This is a genomic window from Paenibacillus sp. Y568, from assembly GCF_059445545.1.
In genome coordinates, this window is record NZ_JCAIUM010000016.1 from 76,169 (window position 1) to 93,070 (window position 16,902).

General features: G+C 40.3%; 14 protein-coding genes. 6 read left to right on the plus strand and 8 right to left on the minus strand.

Translation table 11 applies throughout. From position 1 onward, the window contains the following. Positions 1 to 131: 131 nt before the first annotated feature. From ptsG to pulA, 4 genes are all read left to right on the plus strand, one after another. Positions 132 to 2,177: a glucose-specific PTS transporter subunit IIBC gene (gene ptsG / locus AC1D7X_RS19940; protein WP_495475987.1), complete on the plus strand. Its 2,046-nt coding sequence runs from the start codon at positions 132 to 134 to the stop codon at positions 2,175 to 2,177. A gap of 68 nt (positions 2,178 to 2,245) precedes the next feature. Further along, positions 2,246 to 2,521 (plus strand): HPr family phosphocarrier protein, encoded by a 276-nt coding sequence (locus AC1D7X_RS19945; protein WP_495475988.1) that lies wholly within the window; start codon positions 2,246 to 2,248, stop codon positions 2,519 to 2,521. Beyond that, on the plus strand, positions 2,514 to 4,229 hold the full coding sequence (gene ptsP, locus AC1D7X_RS19950) for a phosphoenolpyruvate--protein phosphotransferase (protein WP_495475989.1): 1,716 nt from the start codon (positions 2,514 to 2,516) through the stop codon (positions 4,227 to 4,229). The genes AC1D7X_RS19945 and ptsP overlap by 8 nt, the downstream gene beginning before the upstream one ends. A gap of 197 nt (positions 4,230 to 4,426) precedes the next feature. Further along, positions 4,427 to 6,766, plus strand: coding sequence for a type I pullulanase (pulA, locus tag AC1D7X_RS19955; protein WP_495475990.1), 2,340 nt, complete (start codon positions 4,427 to 4,429; stop codon positions 6,764 to 6,766). A gap of 90 nt (positions 6,767 to 6,856) precedes the next feature. Here pulA and AC1D7X_RS19960 read toward each other — a convergent pair whose 3' ends face one another. Next, positions 6,857 to 7,474 (minus strand): acetate uptake transporter, encoded by a 618-nt coding sequence (locus tag AC1D7X_RS19960; RefSeq protein WP_495457741.1) that lies wholly within the window; start codon positions 7,472 to 7,474, stop codon positions 6,857 to 6,859. A 236-nt stretch (positions 7,475 to 7,710) separates the two neighbouring features. Here AC1D7X_RS19960 and AC1D7X_RS19965 point away from each other — a divergent pair, with 236 nt between their 5' ends. Continuing rightward, positions 7,711 to 8,340, plus strand: a complete 630-nt coding sequence (locus AC1D7X_RS19965; RefSeq protein ID WP_495475991.1) for a 50S ribosomal protein L25 — start codon at positions 7,711 to 7,713, stop codon at positions 8,338 to 8,340. Positions 8,341 to 8,463: 123 nt separating this feature from the next. Here AC1D7X_RS19965 and abc-f read toward each other — a convergent pair whose 3' ends face one another. After that, positions 8,464 to 10,425, minus strand: coding sequence for a ribosomal protection-like ABC-F family protein (abc-f, locus tag AC1D7X_RS19970; RefSeq protein ID WP_495475992.1), 1,962 nt, complete (start codon positions 10,423 to 10,425; stop codon positions 8,464 to 8,466). 472 nt (positions 10,426 to 10,897) lie between these two features. On the opposite strand from abc-f, the gene AC1D7X_RS19975 reads away from it, so the two are divergent. Then, positions 10,898 to 11,872: a diaminopimelate dehydrogenase gene (locus AC1D7X_RS19975; RefSeq protein ID WP_495457744.1), complete on the plus strand. Its 975-nt coding sequence runs from the start codon at positions 10,898 to 10,900 to the stop codon at positions 11,870 to 11,872. Positions 11,873 to 11,994: 122 nt separating this feature from the next. On the opposite strand, the gene AC1D7X_RS19980 is transcribed toward AC1D7X_RS19975, so the two are convergent. From AC1D7X_RS19980 to trhO, 6 genes are all read right to left on the minus strand, one after another. Then, positions 11,995 to 12,999: an anti sigma factor C-terminal domain-containing protein gene (locus tag AC1D7X_RS19980; RefSeq protein ID WP_495475993.1), complete on the minus strand. Its 1,005-nt coding sequence runs from the start codon at positions 12,997 to 12,999 to the stop codon at positions 11,995 to 11,997. Beyond that, positions 12,996 to 13,487, minus strand: coding sequence for an RNA polymerase sigma factor (locus AC1D7X_RS19985; RefSeq protein ID WP_495475994.1), 492 nt, complete (start codon positions 13,485 to 13,487; stop codon positions 12,996 to 12,998). Before AC1D7X_RS19985 ends, AC1D7X_RS19980 begins: the two co-directional genes overlap by 4 nt. A 97-nt stretch (positions 13,488 to 13,584) precedes the next feature. After that, the gene (locus AC1D7X_RS19990) at positions 13,585 to 14,805 is read right to left on the minus strand and encodes a DUF2812 domain-containing protein (RefSeq protein ID WP_495457747.1); all 1,221 of its coding nucleotides are present in this window, start codon (positions 14,803 to 14,805) and stop codon (positions 13,585 to 13,587) included. Beyond that, on the minus strand, positions 14,786 to 15,127 hold the full coding sequence (locus AC1D7X_RS19995) for a PadR family transcriptional regulator (protein ID WP_495457748.1): 342 nt from the start codon (positions 15,125 to 15,127) through the stop codon (positions 14,786 to 14,788). Before AC1D7X_RS19995 ends, AC1D7X_RS19990 begins: the two co-directional genes overlap by 20 nt. A gap of 187 nt (positions 15,128 to 15,314) precedes the next feature. Next, positions 15,315 to 15,950 carry a helix-turn-helix transcriptional regulator gene (locus AC1D7X_RS20000; RefSeq protein WP_495457749.1) on the minus strand — a complete coding sequence of 212 codons (636 nt, stop codon included), beginning with the start codon at positions 15,948 to 15,950 and terminating at the stop codon, positions 15,315 to 15,317. A gap of 14 nt (positions 15,951 to 15,964) precedes the next feature. Continuing rightward, on the minus strand, positions 15,965 to 16,882 hold the full coding sequence (gene trhO, locus AC1D7X_RS20005) for an oxygen-dependent tRNA uridine(34) hydroxylase TrhO (protein WP_495457750.1): 918 nt from the start codon (positions 16,880 to 16,882) through the stop codon (positions 15,965 to 15,967). Positions 16,883 to 16,902 lie beyond the last annotated feature (20 nt).

Below are 16,902 nucleotides of genomic sequence, written 5' to 3' on the forward strand. Positions count from 1 at the left end.
TCAGTATTTTGATTGTTCTCCCCTAAATTGGGTAATCTAACCTTAGTTAGAAGGGCAATCAAAGATACTGAAAAACTCATGTCTTTTTTCGTTTTACAGAGATGAAATACCAATGAGGAGGAAGTGATTAGATGTTTAAAAAGTTATTCGGCGTACTCCAAAGAGTCGGTAAGGCGTTGATGCTTCCAGTAGCGATTCTACCTGCTGCAGGGCTTTTACTAGGGATTGGTAATATGTTGATCAATCCAGACTTTTTGAAGTTTGCGACAGCACTGGATACGGCATGGGTGGAATCAGTTGCCACGATTATGATGAATGCCGGTCAGATCGTCTTTGATAATCTGGCATTACTGTTTGCAGTGGGTGTTGCCATTGGACTAGCTGGAGGAGAAGGTGTTGCAGGTCTCGCAGCGATTATAGGTTATCTAGTTATGAATGTAACCTTAGGAACTGCTGTTGGTGTAACACCAGCAATGGTTGGAAATGTAGCTGGTTACGCTAGCGTGCTAGGTATTCCAACCTTAAGTACAGGGGTATTTGGGGGGATCGTTATTGGGATCGTGGCTGCGGCCATGTACAATCGGTTTTTCAAAATTGAGCTCCCGTCTTATCTTGGGTTCTTTGCGGGGAAACGATTTGTTCCGATTGCTACATCCGTAGCCTCCCTTATCGTAGGGTTAATTCTTGTTGTAGTATGGCCTCCGATCCAAACCGGACTAAATTCGGTATCTCACTTCATGGTGGATTCAAATCCAACATTAGCAGCATTCATATTTGGAGTAGTTGAACGTTCTCTCATTCCATTTGGATTACATCATATTTTCTATTCACCGTTCTGGTTTGAGTTCGGCGAATATGTTAACCAAGCTGGAGTGCTCATTCGAGGAGATCAGAGTATCTTTTTCAATCAATTACGAGATGGTGTAGAATTGACAGCAGGTACGTTCCAAGTTGGGAAATTCCCATTCATGATGTTCGGACTACCGGCTGCTGCACTTGCTATCTATCATGAAGCAAGACCGGAACACAAGAAGTACGTAGCAGGTATTATGGGGTCCGCAGCGTTGACCGCGTTCTTGACAGGGATTACTGAACCGCTTGAATTCTCTTTCTTGTTCGTAGCTCCATTATTGTTTGCGGTTCATGCCATTTTTGCAGGTCTATCCTTTATGACAATGCAAATCCTAAATGTTAAGATTGGTATGACGTTCTCTGGAGGGTTTATTGACTTTCTCATCTTCGGTATCATACCGAACCGAACAAGTTGGTGGCTTGTCGTCGTCGTTGGTTTGATCTTGGCTGTCATTTACTACTTTGGTTTCCGCTTTATCATACGGAAATTCAATTTGAAAACACCGGGACGTGAAGATGAAACAGCAGAGGGCGCTGAAGGTTCAAAAGGTTCAGCGGAGGAACTTCCACAGAATATTCTAGAAGCATTCGGTGGTTCCTCAAACATCAAGCATCTTGATGCATGTATTACGCGTCTACGGATTGAAGTGAAAGACAAATCAGGCGTTAATAAAGACCGTTTGAAACAGCTTGGTGCTGCAGGTGTTCTTGAAGTTGGTAATAATGTTCAAGCTATTTTTGGTACTCGTTCGGATACCATTAAGACGCAAATGCAGGATATCATAGCAGGACGTACACCTGTAGTAGTAGCCATTGAACCTACTCCAAAAGAGGAGAAGGCAGCAGGCGAAGAAGGCAAAGCCATTGTAATTGAAGATATTGTGATGCCAGCCAATGGAGAATTAATGGATATTTCCAATGTTCCAGATGCTGTTTTCTCACAGAAGATGACGGGCGATGGATTTGCTTTCTTACCACACGATGGAAAGATATGTTCTCCGGTCTATGGTAAAGTGTTTAATGTATTTCCAAGTAAGCATGCCATCGGTATTATGTCCGACGGAGGTAAAGAAGTATTGGTCCATATCGGGGTTAATACGGTTAAGTTGAAAGGAAATGGGTTCACTGTATTGGTAGAGGAAGGCGACTTGGTATCTGCTGGACAACCAATTATGGAAGTGGATTTAGAGTATGTGAAAGAGAATGCTAAATCCATCATTTCACCTATTATCTTCTCTAATCTACCTGAGGGTGCATCAGTTACGTTGAACAAGACTGGCGTATTGAAGGCTGGAGAAACTAATATTATTACGATTAATGAATAGTTAAGGTTAAGTTATCCCATAGGTATTATTGAACCAAAAATATAAATAATGAAAGTAGGATGAATATTATGCAAAAAACATTCAAAATTGTGGACGAAGACGGAATCCATGCACGCCCAGCAACAGCTCTAGTAAACACAGCGACAAAGTTTAAATCTACGGAGTCTTATGCAGAAGCTAATGGTAAAAAGGTAACTTTGAAATCAATTCTAGGTGTATTGTCACTTGGATTGGAACAAGGAGATACATTGTCCCTTATTACGGAAGGTGAGCAAGAAGCTGAAGCTTTGGAGAAACTTCAAGAAGTGATGATCAGTGAAGGGTTAGGCGAACTACATGAATAAAATATTGGGCATTGCAGCTTCTGCAGGAATTGCCATTGCCCGAACGTTCATCTTAGAACATCCAGACTATTCTGTTAAGAAGGAAGAAGTGTATAACACAAAGTCAGAACTGGATAAGTTGGACGAGGCATTAAAACAATCAGCTGTTGAACTTGAGGCAATTAAGGAAAAGACTCTTCAAGAACTAGGTGAGAAAAAGGCAGAGATTTTTGAATCTCACCTTCTTATATTAAATGATCCTGAATTCATTAACCCTGTGAAGGATCGAATCACTTCTGAGTCCATTAATGCAAGTTTCGCACTTAATGAGGTCGCTACCCAATTTGTTGGGATGTTCGAGAATATGAAAAGTGCATATCTGCAAGAACGTGCTGCGGATATGCGTGATGTAACGAAACGTATTCTTAAGCACTTACTTGGCATTAGCCAAGTAAGTCCTTCTGAAATCAACGAAGAAGTGATTGTCATTGCGGAAGACTTAACGCCATCGGATACTGCACAACTAAATCGTAAGTATGTTAAAGGATTTACGACAAATATTGGTGGTAGAACTTCTCACTCTGCAATCATGGCCCGTTCGCTTGAGATTCCTGCTGTAGTGGGAACGCAAGACGTGTTAAATCATGTGAGTAATGGTGATCTTGTTATTGTTGATGGATTAGCTGGTGAAGTCATTATTAATCCTTCTGAAGAGATCGTTGCGGAGTACCGTACGAAACAACATGAGTATGACTTGCAAATCGCTGAGTGGAAAAAACTACGTGACGAGCCTACGCTGACTAAAGATAATGTCCAAGTTGAATTAGCGGCTAATATTGGGACACCAGCAGATGTTGAAGGTGTTCTAGAGAATGGTGGAGAAGCTGTTGGGTTATACCGAACAGAATTCCTATACATGGGTCGAGATAAGCTTCCATCTGAGAATGTTCAATATAACGCGTATAAGACCGTTCTCGAGAAAATGAAAGGTAAGCCAGTCGTTGTTCGTACGTTAGACATCGGTGGGGATAAGGAATTACCTTATCTGGATATGCCGAAGGAAATGAATCCATTCTTAGGCTTCCGTGCTATTCGTTTATGTCTAGATCGTCAGGACATCTTCCGTGTTCAGCTTCGTGCATTACTACGTGCGAGCGTACATGGTAACCTTCGTATTATGTTCCCTATGATCGCTACAATAGGTGAATTCAGACAGGCTAAGGCAGTTCTCCTTGAAGAAAAAGCCAAATTGATCGCTGAAGGCATTGAGGTCTCTGACCAAATCCAAATGGGTATTATGGTGGAAATTCCAAGTACAGCTGTACTTGCGGATCAGTTCGCCAAAGAAGTGGATTTCTTTAGCATTGGTACTAATGATCTTATTCAATATACAATGGCAGCTGATCGGATGAATGAACGTGTATCCTATCTGTATCAACCTTATAATCCTGCTATTTTACGCTTGATTGATATGGTTATCAAAGCCGCACACAAGGAAAATAAATGGGTTGGTATGTGTGGTGAAATGGCTGGGGACCAAACGGCTATACCGCTTTTACTTGGATTAGGTCTTGATGAATTCAGTATGAGTGCATCATCCGTTCTTCCTGCTAGAAGTCTTATCTCTAAGTTGACTAGCTCTGAAATGAAGCAGTTAGCAGAGAAAGCACTTCAGCAATGTACCGCAGAGGAAGTCGTGGAATTAGTTAAGGCTTCCGTGAGTAAATAAATGAACGATATATGTTGAATAGAAGGAGCGGCCTTATATGGTTCGCTCCTTTTGTGTTTCTTTATTTTGAGTAAATTAGAGCCGATATATATCATATAGCCCTTACAAAACGACTCTTTCTAACATATGATAACCTGAACAGGGTATGTGATATGTCGTATGGGTTTATATTAGGCATATGATGGTGGTGAAATGTGATGAATAATATAACAAGTTATTACGAAGGTCGAGATTTGGGTTGCTGTTATGCTCCGCAGGGAAGCTGGTTCAAAGTGTGGGCACCTACAGCAAGTCTAGTGTCTCTGGTTCTATATAAGGATTCAGGCCATTATAACTCAGAAGGACAAGTTACAGATCATAGTAATGGTAATGAGATCTTTATGGAAAAAGATGAGTATGGGGTATGGTCTATTTATTTCGGTGGAGATTTGAAAGGGTTATTTTACATGTACAGAACTGAGTTGTCTGATGGAACGACACGTTATGGAGTGGATCCTTACGCAAAGGCTGTTTCTGCTAACGGGGCTAGAACAGCGATAATGGATATGAATTCAACCAATCCTACGGGTTGGGATGAAGATGCTAAGCCGCCACTTTCTCATCCGACGGATAGTATTCTTTACGAACTCCATGTGCGCGATTTCTCTATTCATTACGATTCAGGCATGTGCAACAAAGGTAAATTTAAAGCATTCACAGAGACAGGGTTAAAAGATGCATATGGTAATGCGCTAGGAATGGATCACTTGGTTGAGCTTGGAGTTACGCATGTACATTTGTTACCTGTCTTTGATTATAAGACAGTAAATGAACTTCTATGCGATCCAAGTGATACATCTGAATCACAGTATAATTGGGGATATGATCCTCAGAATTTTAATGTGCCAGAAGGTTCTTACGCAAGTGATGCTCATAACCCTGCTACACGGATTATTGAATTTAAGGAGATGGTTCAAGCTTTCCATCGAAAAGGAATTCGTGTCATTATGGATGTAGTCTATAATCATACGTTTACGGTGGAAGACGGTCCCTTTGAATCATTCGTCCCTAGTTATTTCTACCGAACAGATCATGAAGGAAGATTATCCAATGGCTCTGGAGTTGGTAATGAGATTGCTTCTGAACGACCTATGGTCCGTAAGTATATTAAGGACTCTGTTCGTTATTGGGCCGAGGAGTATCATATCGACGGATTTAGATTTGACCTAATGGGTCTTTTGGATACTGCTACGATTAAAGAGATTACAAATGAATTACTAGAAGAAGTCGATTCTAGCCTATTGATCTACGGTGAGCCTTGGACAGGTGGAGCAACACCCCTAACCCAACAGACGCTAAAAGGAACCCAAAGAGGGGAAAGGTTTGCGTTGTTTAACGACCATTTTCGTAGTGCTATTAAAGGGGATAGTGATGGTTGGGGGCGTGGATTTGCCACGGGTGAACGAGGTAAGGAAGTGGATGTCTTAAAAGGAGTAAGTGGATCTATTCACGATTTTACCGACTCCCCTACGGAAACGATTAACTATGTGACTGTGCATGACAACCTCAATTTATGGGATAAGGTGCTGACTACAGAAGGCTTAATTGAGGATGCAGGACTACTTGATGGGATGGGTAGGTTACTTGCTTATAGCGCGGAGAGAGAAGGTCTGAGAGCAGCAGATCCATATAGAAGTGTAAATAGAAAAAATATTTTCACAAGTGATATGGTTCGTCGGACGTTACTAGCCAATGGTATTGTATTAACTTCACAAGGCATTCCAATGTTTCAAGCAGGAGACGAGATGTTACGATCGAAATTTGCTGATCATAATAGTTATCGTAGCGGCGATCTGATCAACGCGATGCGGTGGGATAATAAGCGTCGATTCAGACCCTTATTTGAATATTACAAAGGTTTAATTGCTTTACGTAAGAACCATTCAGCTTTTCGGATGTATACGAAGGAGCAAATCGAAGAGCATCTCGATGTTATTCAATGTTATGATAACGTCGTTGCCTATCATCTCAAAGATTATGCGAATGGGGATACGTGGCGTAATATCGTCGTAATCTATAATGCAAACTTAGAAGAGGTGGAAGTGGAGGTTCCCTTATCATTAACAGGATGGAATATTGCAGTCAATGATCATGCTGCTGGAACGGCATCACTGGGGATGGTATATGGAGATTTCGTCACAGTTCCCAAGTTGTCAATGATGGTGCTATTCGAAGAAAGGGATGCCATACCTTACCCCACTCAGAAGGTTGAATTCCATTATGAAAGACCTGAGGGCGACTATGAGGGTTGGAATCTATGGATTTGGGGCACAGGTATGCGAGAGCATCGGGTGGATTTCGATGAAATAAGAAACGGTAGAGCCGTTGCGGTAATTTCGGTACTGCCAGGTGCGCGTCAAATTGGTTATATTATTCGTTTAAACGATTGGGATAAAAAAGATGTAGAGCGTGATCGTTATATTGATCTAAGTGCGGGTGTACATGATTTGCAGGTTATTGTTAAGAGTAGTGCCAATCAGTGGAAAAGAACGAGTTAGAATACGTTGTTGTATTATAGGAATAAGTAACAGCCCCATCCAATGATCTGGATGGGGCTGTTACTTATTGACCTTTTATTCCTATTTTCTTTATTTTTTAAAAATACCGAATGGTGCTCCAAGGGGTAGGAAAGAACGACCGAAATGAACATTTAGAACAGAAGCTCCACAACCATATAGAGAAACGATAGCAATTCCCATCTCGGCATAAGCAGCTAGTGTATGGAAGAAGTGTGCAGCAACACCAAAAGCATCAAAGGTTAATCCTAGGAAAAGAAAATCAATTAATACAAAGATGCTGAAAAGCACTTTATGTGTCTCCATGGCCCCAATGGTCATAAATAACGTGAACACTAAGTAACCAAGAAAGACAAACCCCAACTGCTTGCCGTCTATATCTCCCATAAGTTCTGGACCAAATACCCCAAGTTTCATGAGCCAACTACTAGCTACACCAAGCCAGAAAAGGCCATAGGCAGCGAATGCAGTCATCCCAAATGTATTATTGTGTTTAGCATCTTGAATACTTGCAAATAATTGGGCGAATGCACCTAGGAAAATAGCCCAGGGAATAATGAAAGCGAACCCTGAAGTGAGTTCAAGTTTCTGTGAGGATGCAACCAGCGTAACAATCGCGAGCCCGAATAGCCCGATCCCCCCTGGATCTGCAGTCACAATTTTCACATGTTGATTAGTGTGTGGTGTCATAGAAGCCTCCAATGAATAATTATAGAACCATATGACCATCATTTCTGATGCTCAAACAGCCTTCGACATCATATCACAACTTAAGGTCAAATTGTGGAAAATTTTATCGTACATAATAGGCAATATTATGTACGATAACGAAAAAAATGTTTGAATTCATCTTGAAATGGGTAATAGATAGATATACTCGATAAAATGGAGTAAAGAAGACCGTATTTAAAACAGGAGGAATTACTATGACATCTCATTCAATTACAGCTGAAAAAAGAACAGAAAAACAATCTTCATCTTCACTAAGAAGCTTGAGAGCAAATGGACGAATTCCAGCAGTCGTATATGGCTTGAATTCTGAGAGCCTTTCGGTGGATGTTGATTATAAAGACATGATGAAATTGGCTCGTACGGGTCGTTCTGAAATGTTTAAATTACATGTTGAAGGTATGAAAGATCTATCTGTCATTATTAAAGATTTCCAGAAAAAAGACGGCAAATGGAGTCATGTCGATTTCCTACAAATTTCAGAATCCCAACCTCTTCGTGTTAGCATACCTCTTGATTATCACGGTACTGCAATCGGAAGCGAATCGGGTGGAGTTGTACAACATTTGGTAACTGAACTAGAAGTGGAAGGACTACCTGCTGATCTTCCATCTACGATTGATATTGATGTTTCTCATCTTGCAATGGGAGACAAGTTAATGGCTTCTGAAGTGAAACTACCTAAGGGAATTACATTGGTTACAACTGGAGAAGATCATTTGCTTGTATCGGTAACAGCACCACGTGCAGTAATTGAAGAAGATGCTGAAACGTCAGAAGAAGCTACTCCGAAAGCTGAAGCAGCTACAGAAGCTAAAGAAGAATAATCGTTTAGCTAAAATATAAATAATCAACTTATAAACCCCAACCATTTATGGCTGGGGTTTTTTGAATGTCTTGAAGTTCATTTCTCACATGTGTACTTATGAAGATGATGGAAACCGAGAATCTTATTCTGTGCTTTCCATCGTTTCCATCCATTGTTCAAATAGGGAATCTAATTGTTCCTGAATCTCGTCTCGCTCTTGCTGTAGATTATGGAGCTGGAATGCATCATGGCAGACTTCGGGATGAAGCATTCGGTCATCAAGTTGTTGAATGTCTTTTTCCATATTCGCAATTTGAAGCTCTAGGGAGCCATGAGATTGCGTGGATGAGGAGCGATTGCTTCTGGATGTCTTTGTATCAGACTTAATAATAGCCTGCTTCTGCTTCGTTTTTGAGGTCCTAACATGAAGCGAAGTAGTAGGGGCTAATTGTTTACCAACACTTTGAGATCTCTTTGTTTGTATTGCTTTGTAGTCATCGAAGTTCCCCTGAATAACATCAAGCGTTCCTTGATTCAGAACCCATATCTTACGTCCCATACGATTGATGAAGTACCGATCATGAGATACGGCAAGAAGAGTACCAGGAAACTCCTCTAAGGCCTCTTCAAGGGCTTCTCTTGAGTCGATATCCAAGTGGTTCGTAGGTTCATCGAGAATAAGTAGATTGGGCTTCTGGTACATGAGTATAGAGAATCTTAATCGTGTCCACTCACCACCTGATAAGTTACGAACATCCTTGAATACATCCGGACCATAGAAGAGAAAGCGTGCTAACTCACCCCGGGCTTCACCGTCTTCCATACCGACCTGTTCACGGAAATATTGGAGAATGTTCTGTTTCCAGTTCTGTGGTGTCTCTTCTTGGGCTAAATAACCTACACTTACGCGTGAGCCGATCGTAACTTCACCGCTTGAAGGTGACTCCATTCCAAGGATTATTTTTAAAAGGGTACTCTTGCCACTACCGTTATCGCCTAATAGCATAGCAGATTCCCCATAATGTAAGATTTCATGAACTTGTTCAAACAGTGTACGGTTATCAAATGCTTTACTAAGCTCTTTCAGCACTAATACTTGCTTTCCAGAACGATCCTCTTGAGATAATTGGAGGTCCATCGCTTTACGCTCCAAGATAGGCCTTTTTAACTTTTGAATCCGATCTAATGCTTTCTGCATCGATGCCGCGCGACGATGGAAACCTGGATTAGGTGGATTTGAACGGTTACCCCAATCAATTAATTGTTTGATGGTATCTTGCATCTTTTTGATCTTCTTCTGTTGCTCTTGATAATCAGCGAATTGTAATAAAAGCCGAGTCTCTTTCTCCTTCATATAACCACTGTAGTTTGTATGATAAGTAATGGCTTCACCGTCTTCGATCTCTATGATTTTGGTTATGATCGTATCCAGAAAATATCGATCATGTGAAATGGCAACAACACTACCGTCATACTCTGCAATGAATTGTTCAAGCCATTCAATCGCTGCCATATCCAAATGGTTGGTTGGTTCGTCGAGTAATAAAATATCAGGTTGTCTCAGGAGAAGAGAAGCAAGCCCTACCTTCGTCTTTTCACCGCCAGAGAGGGAAGAGAAGTCTCGACCATACTGGTCAGCTGGAATTCCTAAGCCATTTGCGACACGATCTATGGATGCTTCCATCTCATAGCCACCAGCCTGTTCGAATTGTTCCTGTAGACGTCCGTACTCCTGAATCCAGCCTTCATAAACGTTCTCATGTTCTGCACCTTGAGGTTCAGATAACCATTGCTCAAGTTCCTTCATTCGTTCTTGCCATTCCAGAGGGGCTGCAAAACTCCTCAATAATTGTTCATATGTGGTTAAGCCTGTTGTATTCGTTGGGATCTGATCTAGATAACCAATTCTAGCTCCTTTACGTATCGCAATCTGTCCTTGGTCTGGGCGATCATTCCCTATCAGAAGCTGAAGAAGAGTGGACTTGCCGCAGCCGTTACGGCCGATTAACCCCACTTTTTCACCTGCACGTATATCTAATGTGATATCGCTTAGTACGAGTTGGGCACCGTGGTATTTCTGAACATTTTTACATTGAATCATCATGATTTATATTCCTCCATTGATGCCACTAAAGCTACACAAAAAGCCACAGGGAAATGTCCCTGCAGCTAGACCAAACAACGTTTAACGCGAAACGAATAGAGTCCTTAATAAAGGAGCAACATAGCCGTTATATCACCGTTGAGGTTAAGGTAGGAGTGGCATTTCGTAATTTTGATTAGAATGAGAATTACTGTAAGTAGACAGACGGGTAGTGTCAGCTATCACATTGTAAAAAATGCCGAACATTGCCATCGGCAATTGGCAAAACTTCTCATTCCCAAAATTACTTTTCACTCCTACCTCACCTCCTCTTCAATCGAATACAGTTATTTTATATTCAAATCCTGTAAAAATCAAGGGAACGTTACTTTAAAATTTAAATTAGATTGGATTTGAAACTTGATCCTGTATATAATAAATAACAGCCTATGGAATGTTTATCAGTATATATTAAAATTATTAGGAGGTACATATGACACAAATAACTGTTGGTATTGTAGGATATGGTAATTTAGGTAAAGGTGTAGAGAAAGCGATTCGACAAAATTCAGATTTCACACTGGCCGCTGTATTTACCCGTCGTGAACCACAAGGTGTAACTGCAAGTGTTCCAGTTCTTCATATCTCAGAAGCAGAGAAGTATAAGGGTACGATTGACGTTATGATTTTGTGTGGGGGTTCCGCAACGGATTTACCTGAACAAGGCCCTTACTTCGCCAAAATGTTCAATACGGTAGATAGTTATGATACACATGCTTTGATTCCAGAATATTTCGCTAAGGTAGATGCTGAAGCCACTGGAAATGGACATGTTAGTGTTATTTCAACGGGATGGGATCCAGGATTGTTCTCTCTAAACCGTATGTTAGCTGAGGCTATTCTACCTGAAGGTAAAGAATATACATTCTGGGGACGTGGTGTGAGTCAAGGTCACTCGGATGCTATTCGCCGTGTTGAAGGCGTGAAGAATGGTGTTCAATATACGATTCCTGTAGAAGAGGCTGTAGCTAAAGTACGTGCGGGTGAGAATCCACAGTTAACAACTCGTGATAAGCATCTACGTGACTGTTATGTTGTGGCTGAGGAAGGCGCAGATCTAGCTCGTATTGAGCAAGAGATCGTACAAATGCCGAACTACTTCTCCGATTATGACACTACTGTGAACTTCATTACTGAAGAAGAATTAAAGGACAAGCATTCCGCGATGCCACACGGTGGTACGGTACTTCGTAGTGGACGTACAGGTGAGAACAGCACACAGATTATTGAATTCGGATTGAAACTTGATAGTAATCCAGAGTTTACGGCTAGTGTTCTAGTTGCTTATGCACGTGCGGCTTACAAGCTAGCTAAGCTGAGCCAATCGGGAGCTAAGACAGTCTTTGATATTCCATTTGGTATGTTATCACCGAAATCACCAGAGCAACTTCGTAAAGAGTTGTTGTAGAAGAAAATAACAATCTTGTTGTTTGTAACTCCAAAGGGATGTCCTAGTAACCTAACAATGGGTACTGGGACATCCCTCTATTTTTTTGTTAAACAATATTTAGAAAGTTGTTTGGTTTACCCTTAATATTTATCAACAATAGCTCCTAGAACAGCTCCTCTGACGTAAGGTTGCCCTTTAAGATCTTCCAGTTCCTGTGCAGTTCCTGTAAGGACTACCCCTAGAATCCGAATGTCAGACTCGCTCGGTTTCGCTTTATCTCCTCTCAGATAATTGTAAATTCGATTGAACTCATATTCATATTTTCCCTCTAGGCCTTGCTCCAGTGATGATATAAAGTCTTTTTCGTTAATTGGTAGTCCATCCAAGTGGATGCCGAATCCAAATACCCAGCTCTCTAAGAGTGGATTTGCGTAACTTATGCTGCCATTTTCATCTTTGTAGGGATCATAAAACTTTCTATTATCATACGTATCTACCCAATACCACACTTGTGTTAGTTCTGCAGGAATCATCGCCCGTACCTCAGAGAGGGAATAAGGCTTATCTAAAGAAATGGCCATTTCAACCAGCTTATTTTGGTCCATCTGTTTAAGTTCAGACAGATCATTCAACACCTTATCGTTATAGTTCACATCTGGAATGTAGAAAGCCATCAACCGTTGTCCGTTAAGTCCGTTATATGAACGCGTATATCCATACTCTTGTTTAATCATATCAGGATCAGGAAGAGATATGATTAAACCGTTGGCACTACCACCAATGTTTGCGAAGGGGAGGAATGGAAATACATTATAGACAGTCTTCTTAGTCAGCCAAGGAATCGGTACGCCTTCAACTACTTTATATATGTTGTATTCTGTTTTGCCGGACAAAAAACCATCTTCACCTGTAAGCCCTGAAATATATTGATTGGGTCCACTGATACTCTTGAGCGCATACTCATCTTTCGTTTCTTGGGAGGAGCTTGAACTAATAAGCTGAATATTAAGAAATGCTCCTCCGAATAAAACAATGACTGTGACGATTAAAGAGATGATAATATTTCGGATGAATGTTTTTCGTTTCGCTTTTTTAATAAGATTTGATAATTTCTTGCTATCTTGATCTTCCCATGGTGCGGTCATTCTACATCACCTCTGTATCTTTTTTGGAATTGCTTACGAGCTTGAAATAATCCTGATTTAACGTTTGTGACCTTCACCCCAAGTAAATCGGCAATCTCTTGGTAAGATAACTCCAATTCATACTTCATAATAAGGAGTTGCTTATGGTGAGGTAGCAGTTCGCTCAGTACAGATTCTACTTCTGATCGCTTCTCCTTTTGCAACAGATGGTCTTCTGGCAAGTCTGAATCCGCTACCTCTACTGAATCAATAGGAACTTGAATCCATTTATTTCGGCGGCATAGGTCGTAGTAACGGTTGATCGCCACCTTGTATAACCATGCACTGAATTTAGTCTCCTCTATAGATTCAATGTATAAGAAAGCTTTATAGACGGTATCCTGTACGATATCTTCAGCATCAGGTGGCGTGGCTCCAAGACGGATTAAGTATTTTCTTATTTCAGTTATCTTAGGTTGGAGTGCTTGCTGTAGCTGCCCGGGCTCCATGCTTCACCGCCTTTCACCTATATAACGAACAAGTATGCCAAATGTTATATTGAAACAAAAAAAGACTCATCTGTTTGAGTCTTCATATACGTGATGCTTATGTATTGGCATATCGTTTTCTAAGTCGCATGTAATACAGCCATGTTCTGGCGATGAACGAACCAAAGGCGAGGACAGCGAACGCAAGTGAAATCATGCTGATTATTTGTAGTGTATCTAAGTTGTTATCAAACGTAGATGCCATATTTATTTTAATATTTAAAATATAAATGAGAAATGTAGGGAGAAATAGACATGAATAGGTTAGCGCTATCCGTTTTGCATATTTTAAATGATGTGACTTCTCACTGTAGATCTGGGGTCGTTCTTCACCCTCTGAATATTTACGGCTCCATAGCGTCCATTTTAGAAAAGGAGAATTGGAAATAAAGACACTCTTCCAGCCAGATTCTCTGTGTATGGTATTGTAACTTTCATCTGTAGTATTCTGAAAGTCAGCACAATAACTTACCTTCCGCGGGCTACCTATTATAAAATAAAAAGTGGTTCCTGCTTTGCTCATACGATAAAGATGATAACCTTGATCTTCCATGGTTTCGAGCCATTTTTCCAACTTATCCGGTGCATCCATCCATCCAAATTTTCTTTTAACAATCATTTCTCCTGAACGTTTCATCTCTTTTTCTTCGCTCTGACTTCGTCTTTTTTCAGCTTGATTTACGTTGTGTAGGTTATGAAGAGGTATATTTTCACGGATTAATGTCTTGTTCGACTTATTAATTTTAATAACAGAATAGATAGAAAGAACCCACAGAGCTAATAAAGCACTAAAATAAATGTATGTTAAAATCCAATAAGGACTTTTGACAACGTGTTCACCAACTCTTAGGGGTTCATCTTGGGAAAATGAAAACAGACTAATGATACCGACAAAAAAGATAGTCATCGTTGTCAAATATGTTAAAATGCTACCGAAAATGTACATAATTACTCTATTATGCTTGATAATCCCTTCTCGAACAGAGGAGGTCTTTATGTGTTCAAGAGGATTTTCATTCGCCATGACATACCAGTGACCACTCTGTGAAATCTTTATCCAATTATTATCTAATAAAGCTTTAGCCAATGAGTCACTAGGTATTTTATCGTACCCTATTCGGTACGTTATTTTTTTTGGAATACCTTGTTGAAAGAAAAAATAACGTTGACCACGTTTCAGTTCTACAAAATAATAACCCTTTTCCGCCATAGACGAGAGCCATGCTTCTGTTTTGTTCACATCGTAGCTCCAGAATGGCCTAAATACTTTTGTAATCATCGAAATCCTCCTCGTATTTTAATGCGTTCTGGTGTAACTCTTTGATTCTATTTATCTCTACCTGGATTAACTTTTTCCCAAGTTCAGTAATTTCGTAAACGGTTCTTCTCTCTTCATCAGCAAATACAGTAATAATGCCATCTTTCTGCATTTTTGTAAGAGTCCCATAAACTGTCCCCGATCCTAATCGAATACGTAATCCTGAAATTTCCTCTACATGTTTAACGATGCCATATCCATGACGGGGTACGGTTAAGGACAAGAGAATATAAAATGCTGTTTCTGTCATAGGAACATACTTTTTTATTACTTTTTCAATCATATTAAGAAGATCACCTTTCCGTTGTTAGATCATATCGTAACTATATCACGGTATGACTATATCGCGTCATGACTATATCACGTCGTGACATAATCGTCAATGAAACGTTGTTCATCATGTATGGACTTTTTTTGAATGAAAAAAAGTACCCCACCAGTCTCATGACCGATGGAGCACTTAATCAGGTTTAACATTGGGATTTAGAAATAACATAAGAGCATTTGCTGCCACCTGTAGATAAACACTCGGTACGATTTACATCTACTTGTAGGAGGGATTTGAATAATTCAAGTTCACAGTGGCAAGCATGTGTATATTGGTTGGCAATCTGAGAGATAGGACAGTTGTGTTCTTTAATGATATAGGTCCCGTCTTCTCCTTCTTCACATTCAGCCATATATCCATTTTCATTCTGAAGCTGTGTAAGTATAAGGACTTTTTCAGCTAGAGGGAGACCTGACATACTCTTGCCGTACTTTTTTTCTAGTTTGCTTTTGCGTCGCTCGAAGAGATGATTAATCAATTCTTCACCAGATTCTTGTTCAAGCTCACCAAGTAAATCAAGGGTTAACGTATGATAGGTCGTAGGGAAGAAACCTGCTGCCAACTCACTTAACCGATAGACTGCCGTAGGTCTTCCCATACTTTGGCGAATCATACCCGACTCAATATACCCATCTCTCTCAAGCGTGCTTAGATGACGACGAACAGCCATTTCTGTAATCTGTAATTCGTTCGTAATGTCCTTGGCTGTAAGAGGTGCTTTTGTCTTTAACATGTGGACAATTTGTTCCCGGGTGGAGAGTTCTGTTAGTTTATTCATACGACCCTCCATGGTTATGATTGTTGTTTTGCGGCTACCAGTTTCTCAAAATTATCCTCACATTCTGGTTTACAGAAACTGTGATGGATTTCTTCACATTCTACGCAACAGACATGCTTCGCATGGCATAGGGTGTATGCGCAGTTAATATATCGATCTTCTGGCTTACCACAGTGGTGGCATGTGCCAACAATAATATCTTCATCTGTACGATTAATAGGTACGGAGATTCGTTCATCAAACACATAACATTTCCCATCAAAAAGTCTACCTTGGACTTCAGGATCTTTACCGTAAGTAACGATCCCACCTTCTAATTGAGCAACGTCATTGAAACCTTCATTCATTAAGAATCCGGTAAGTTTCTCACAGCGGATTCCGCCAGTACAATAAGTCAGTACTTTTTTATCTTTATATTGGCTTAAGTTCTCTCTAATCCATTGGGGGAATTCTCGAAAGGATTCGACATCAGGACGGATAGCATTCCGGAAATGTCCAATCTCATATTCATAATCATTTCTGCCATCAATGACAACAACATCTTCTTCTTGAAGTTGTTCATGGAATTCGACAGGAGACAATCTCTTTCCACTTAATTGATTAGGATCTAATTCCTTCTCATATCTGAAAGTGACAAGCTCCTTCTTGTGTCGAACGAACATTTTCTTGAATGCATGTTCATCAGAAGTGTCAATTTTGAATATCATATCGGCAAACATGGGGTTCGCCCGGAAATCGCTGATATATTGTTCCGTTTGTGCTACCGTACCCGATACGGTACCATTAATTCCTTCCTCAGCAACGATAATTCGTCCTTTAACTCCGAGGTCTTTGCAGTATTGCAAATGATCTGCTGTAAACTGTTCTGGATCAGGGATTGTTACAAATTTATAGAACAATAATATGTTGTATTGAAGTTGATCTTGAGTCATTCTTAATCACCTTGCCTAAT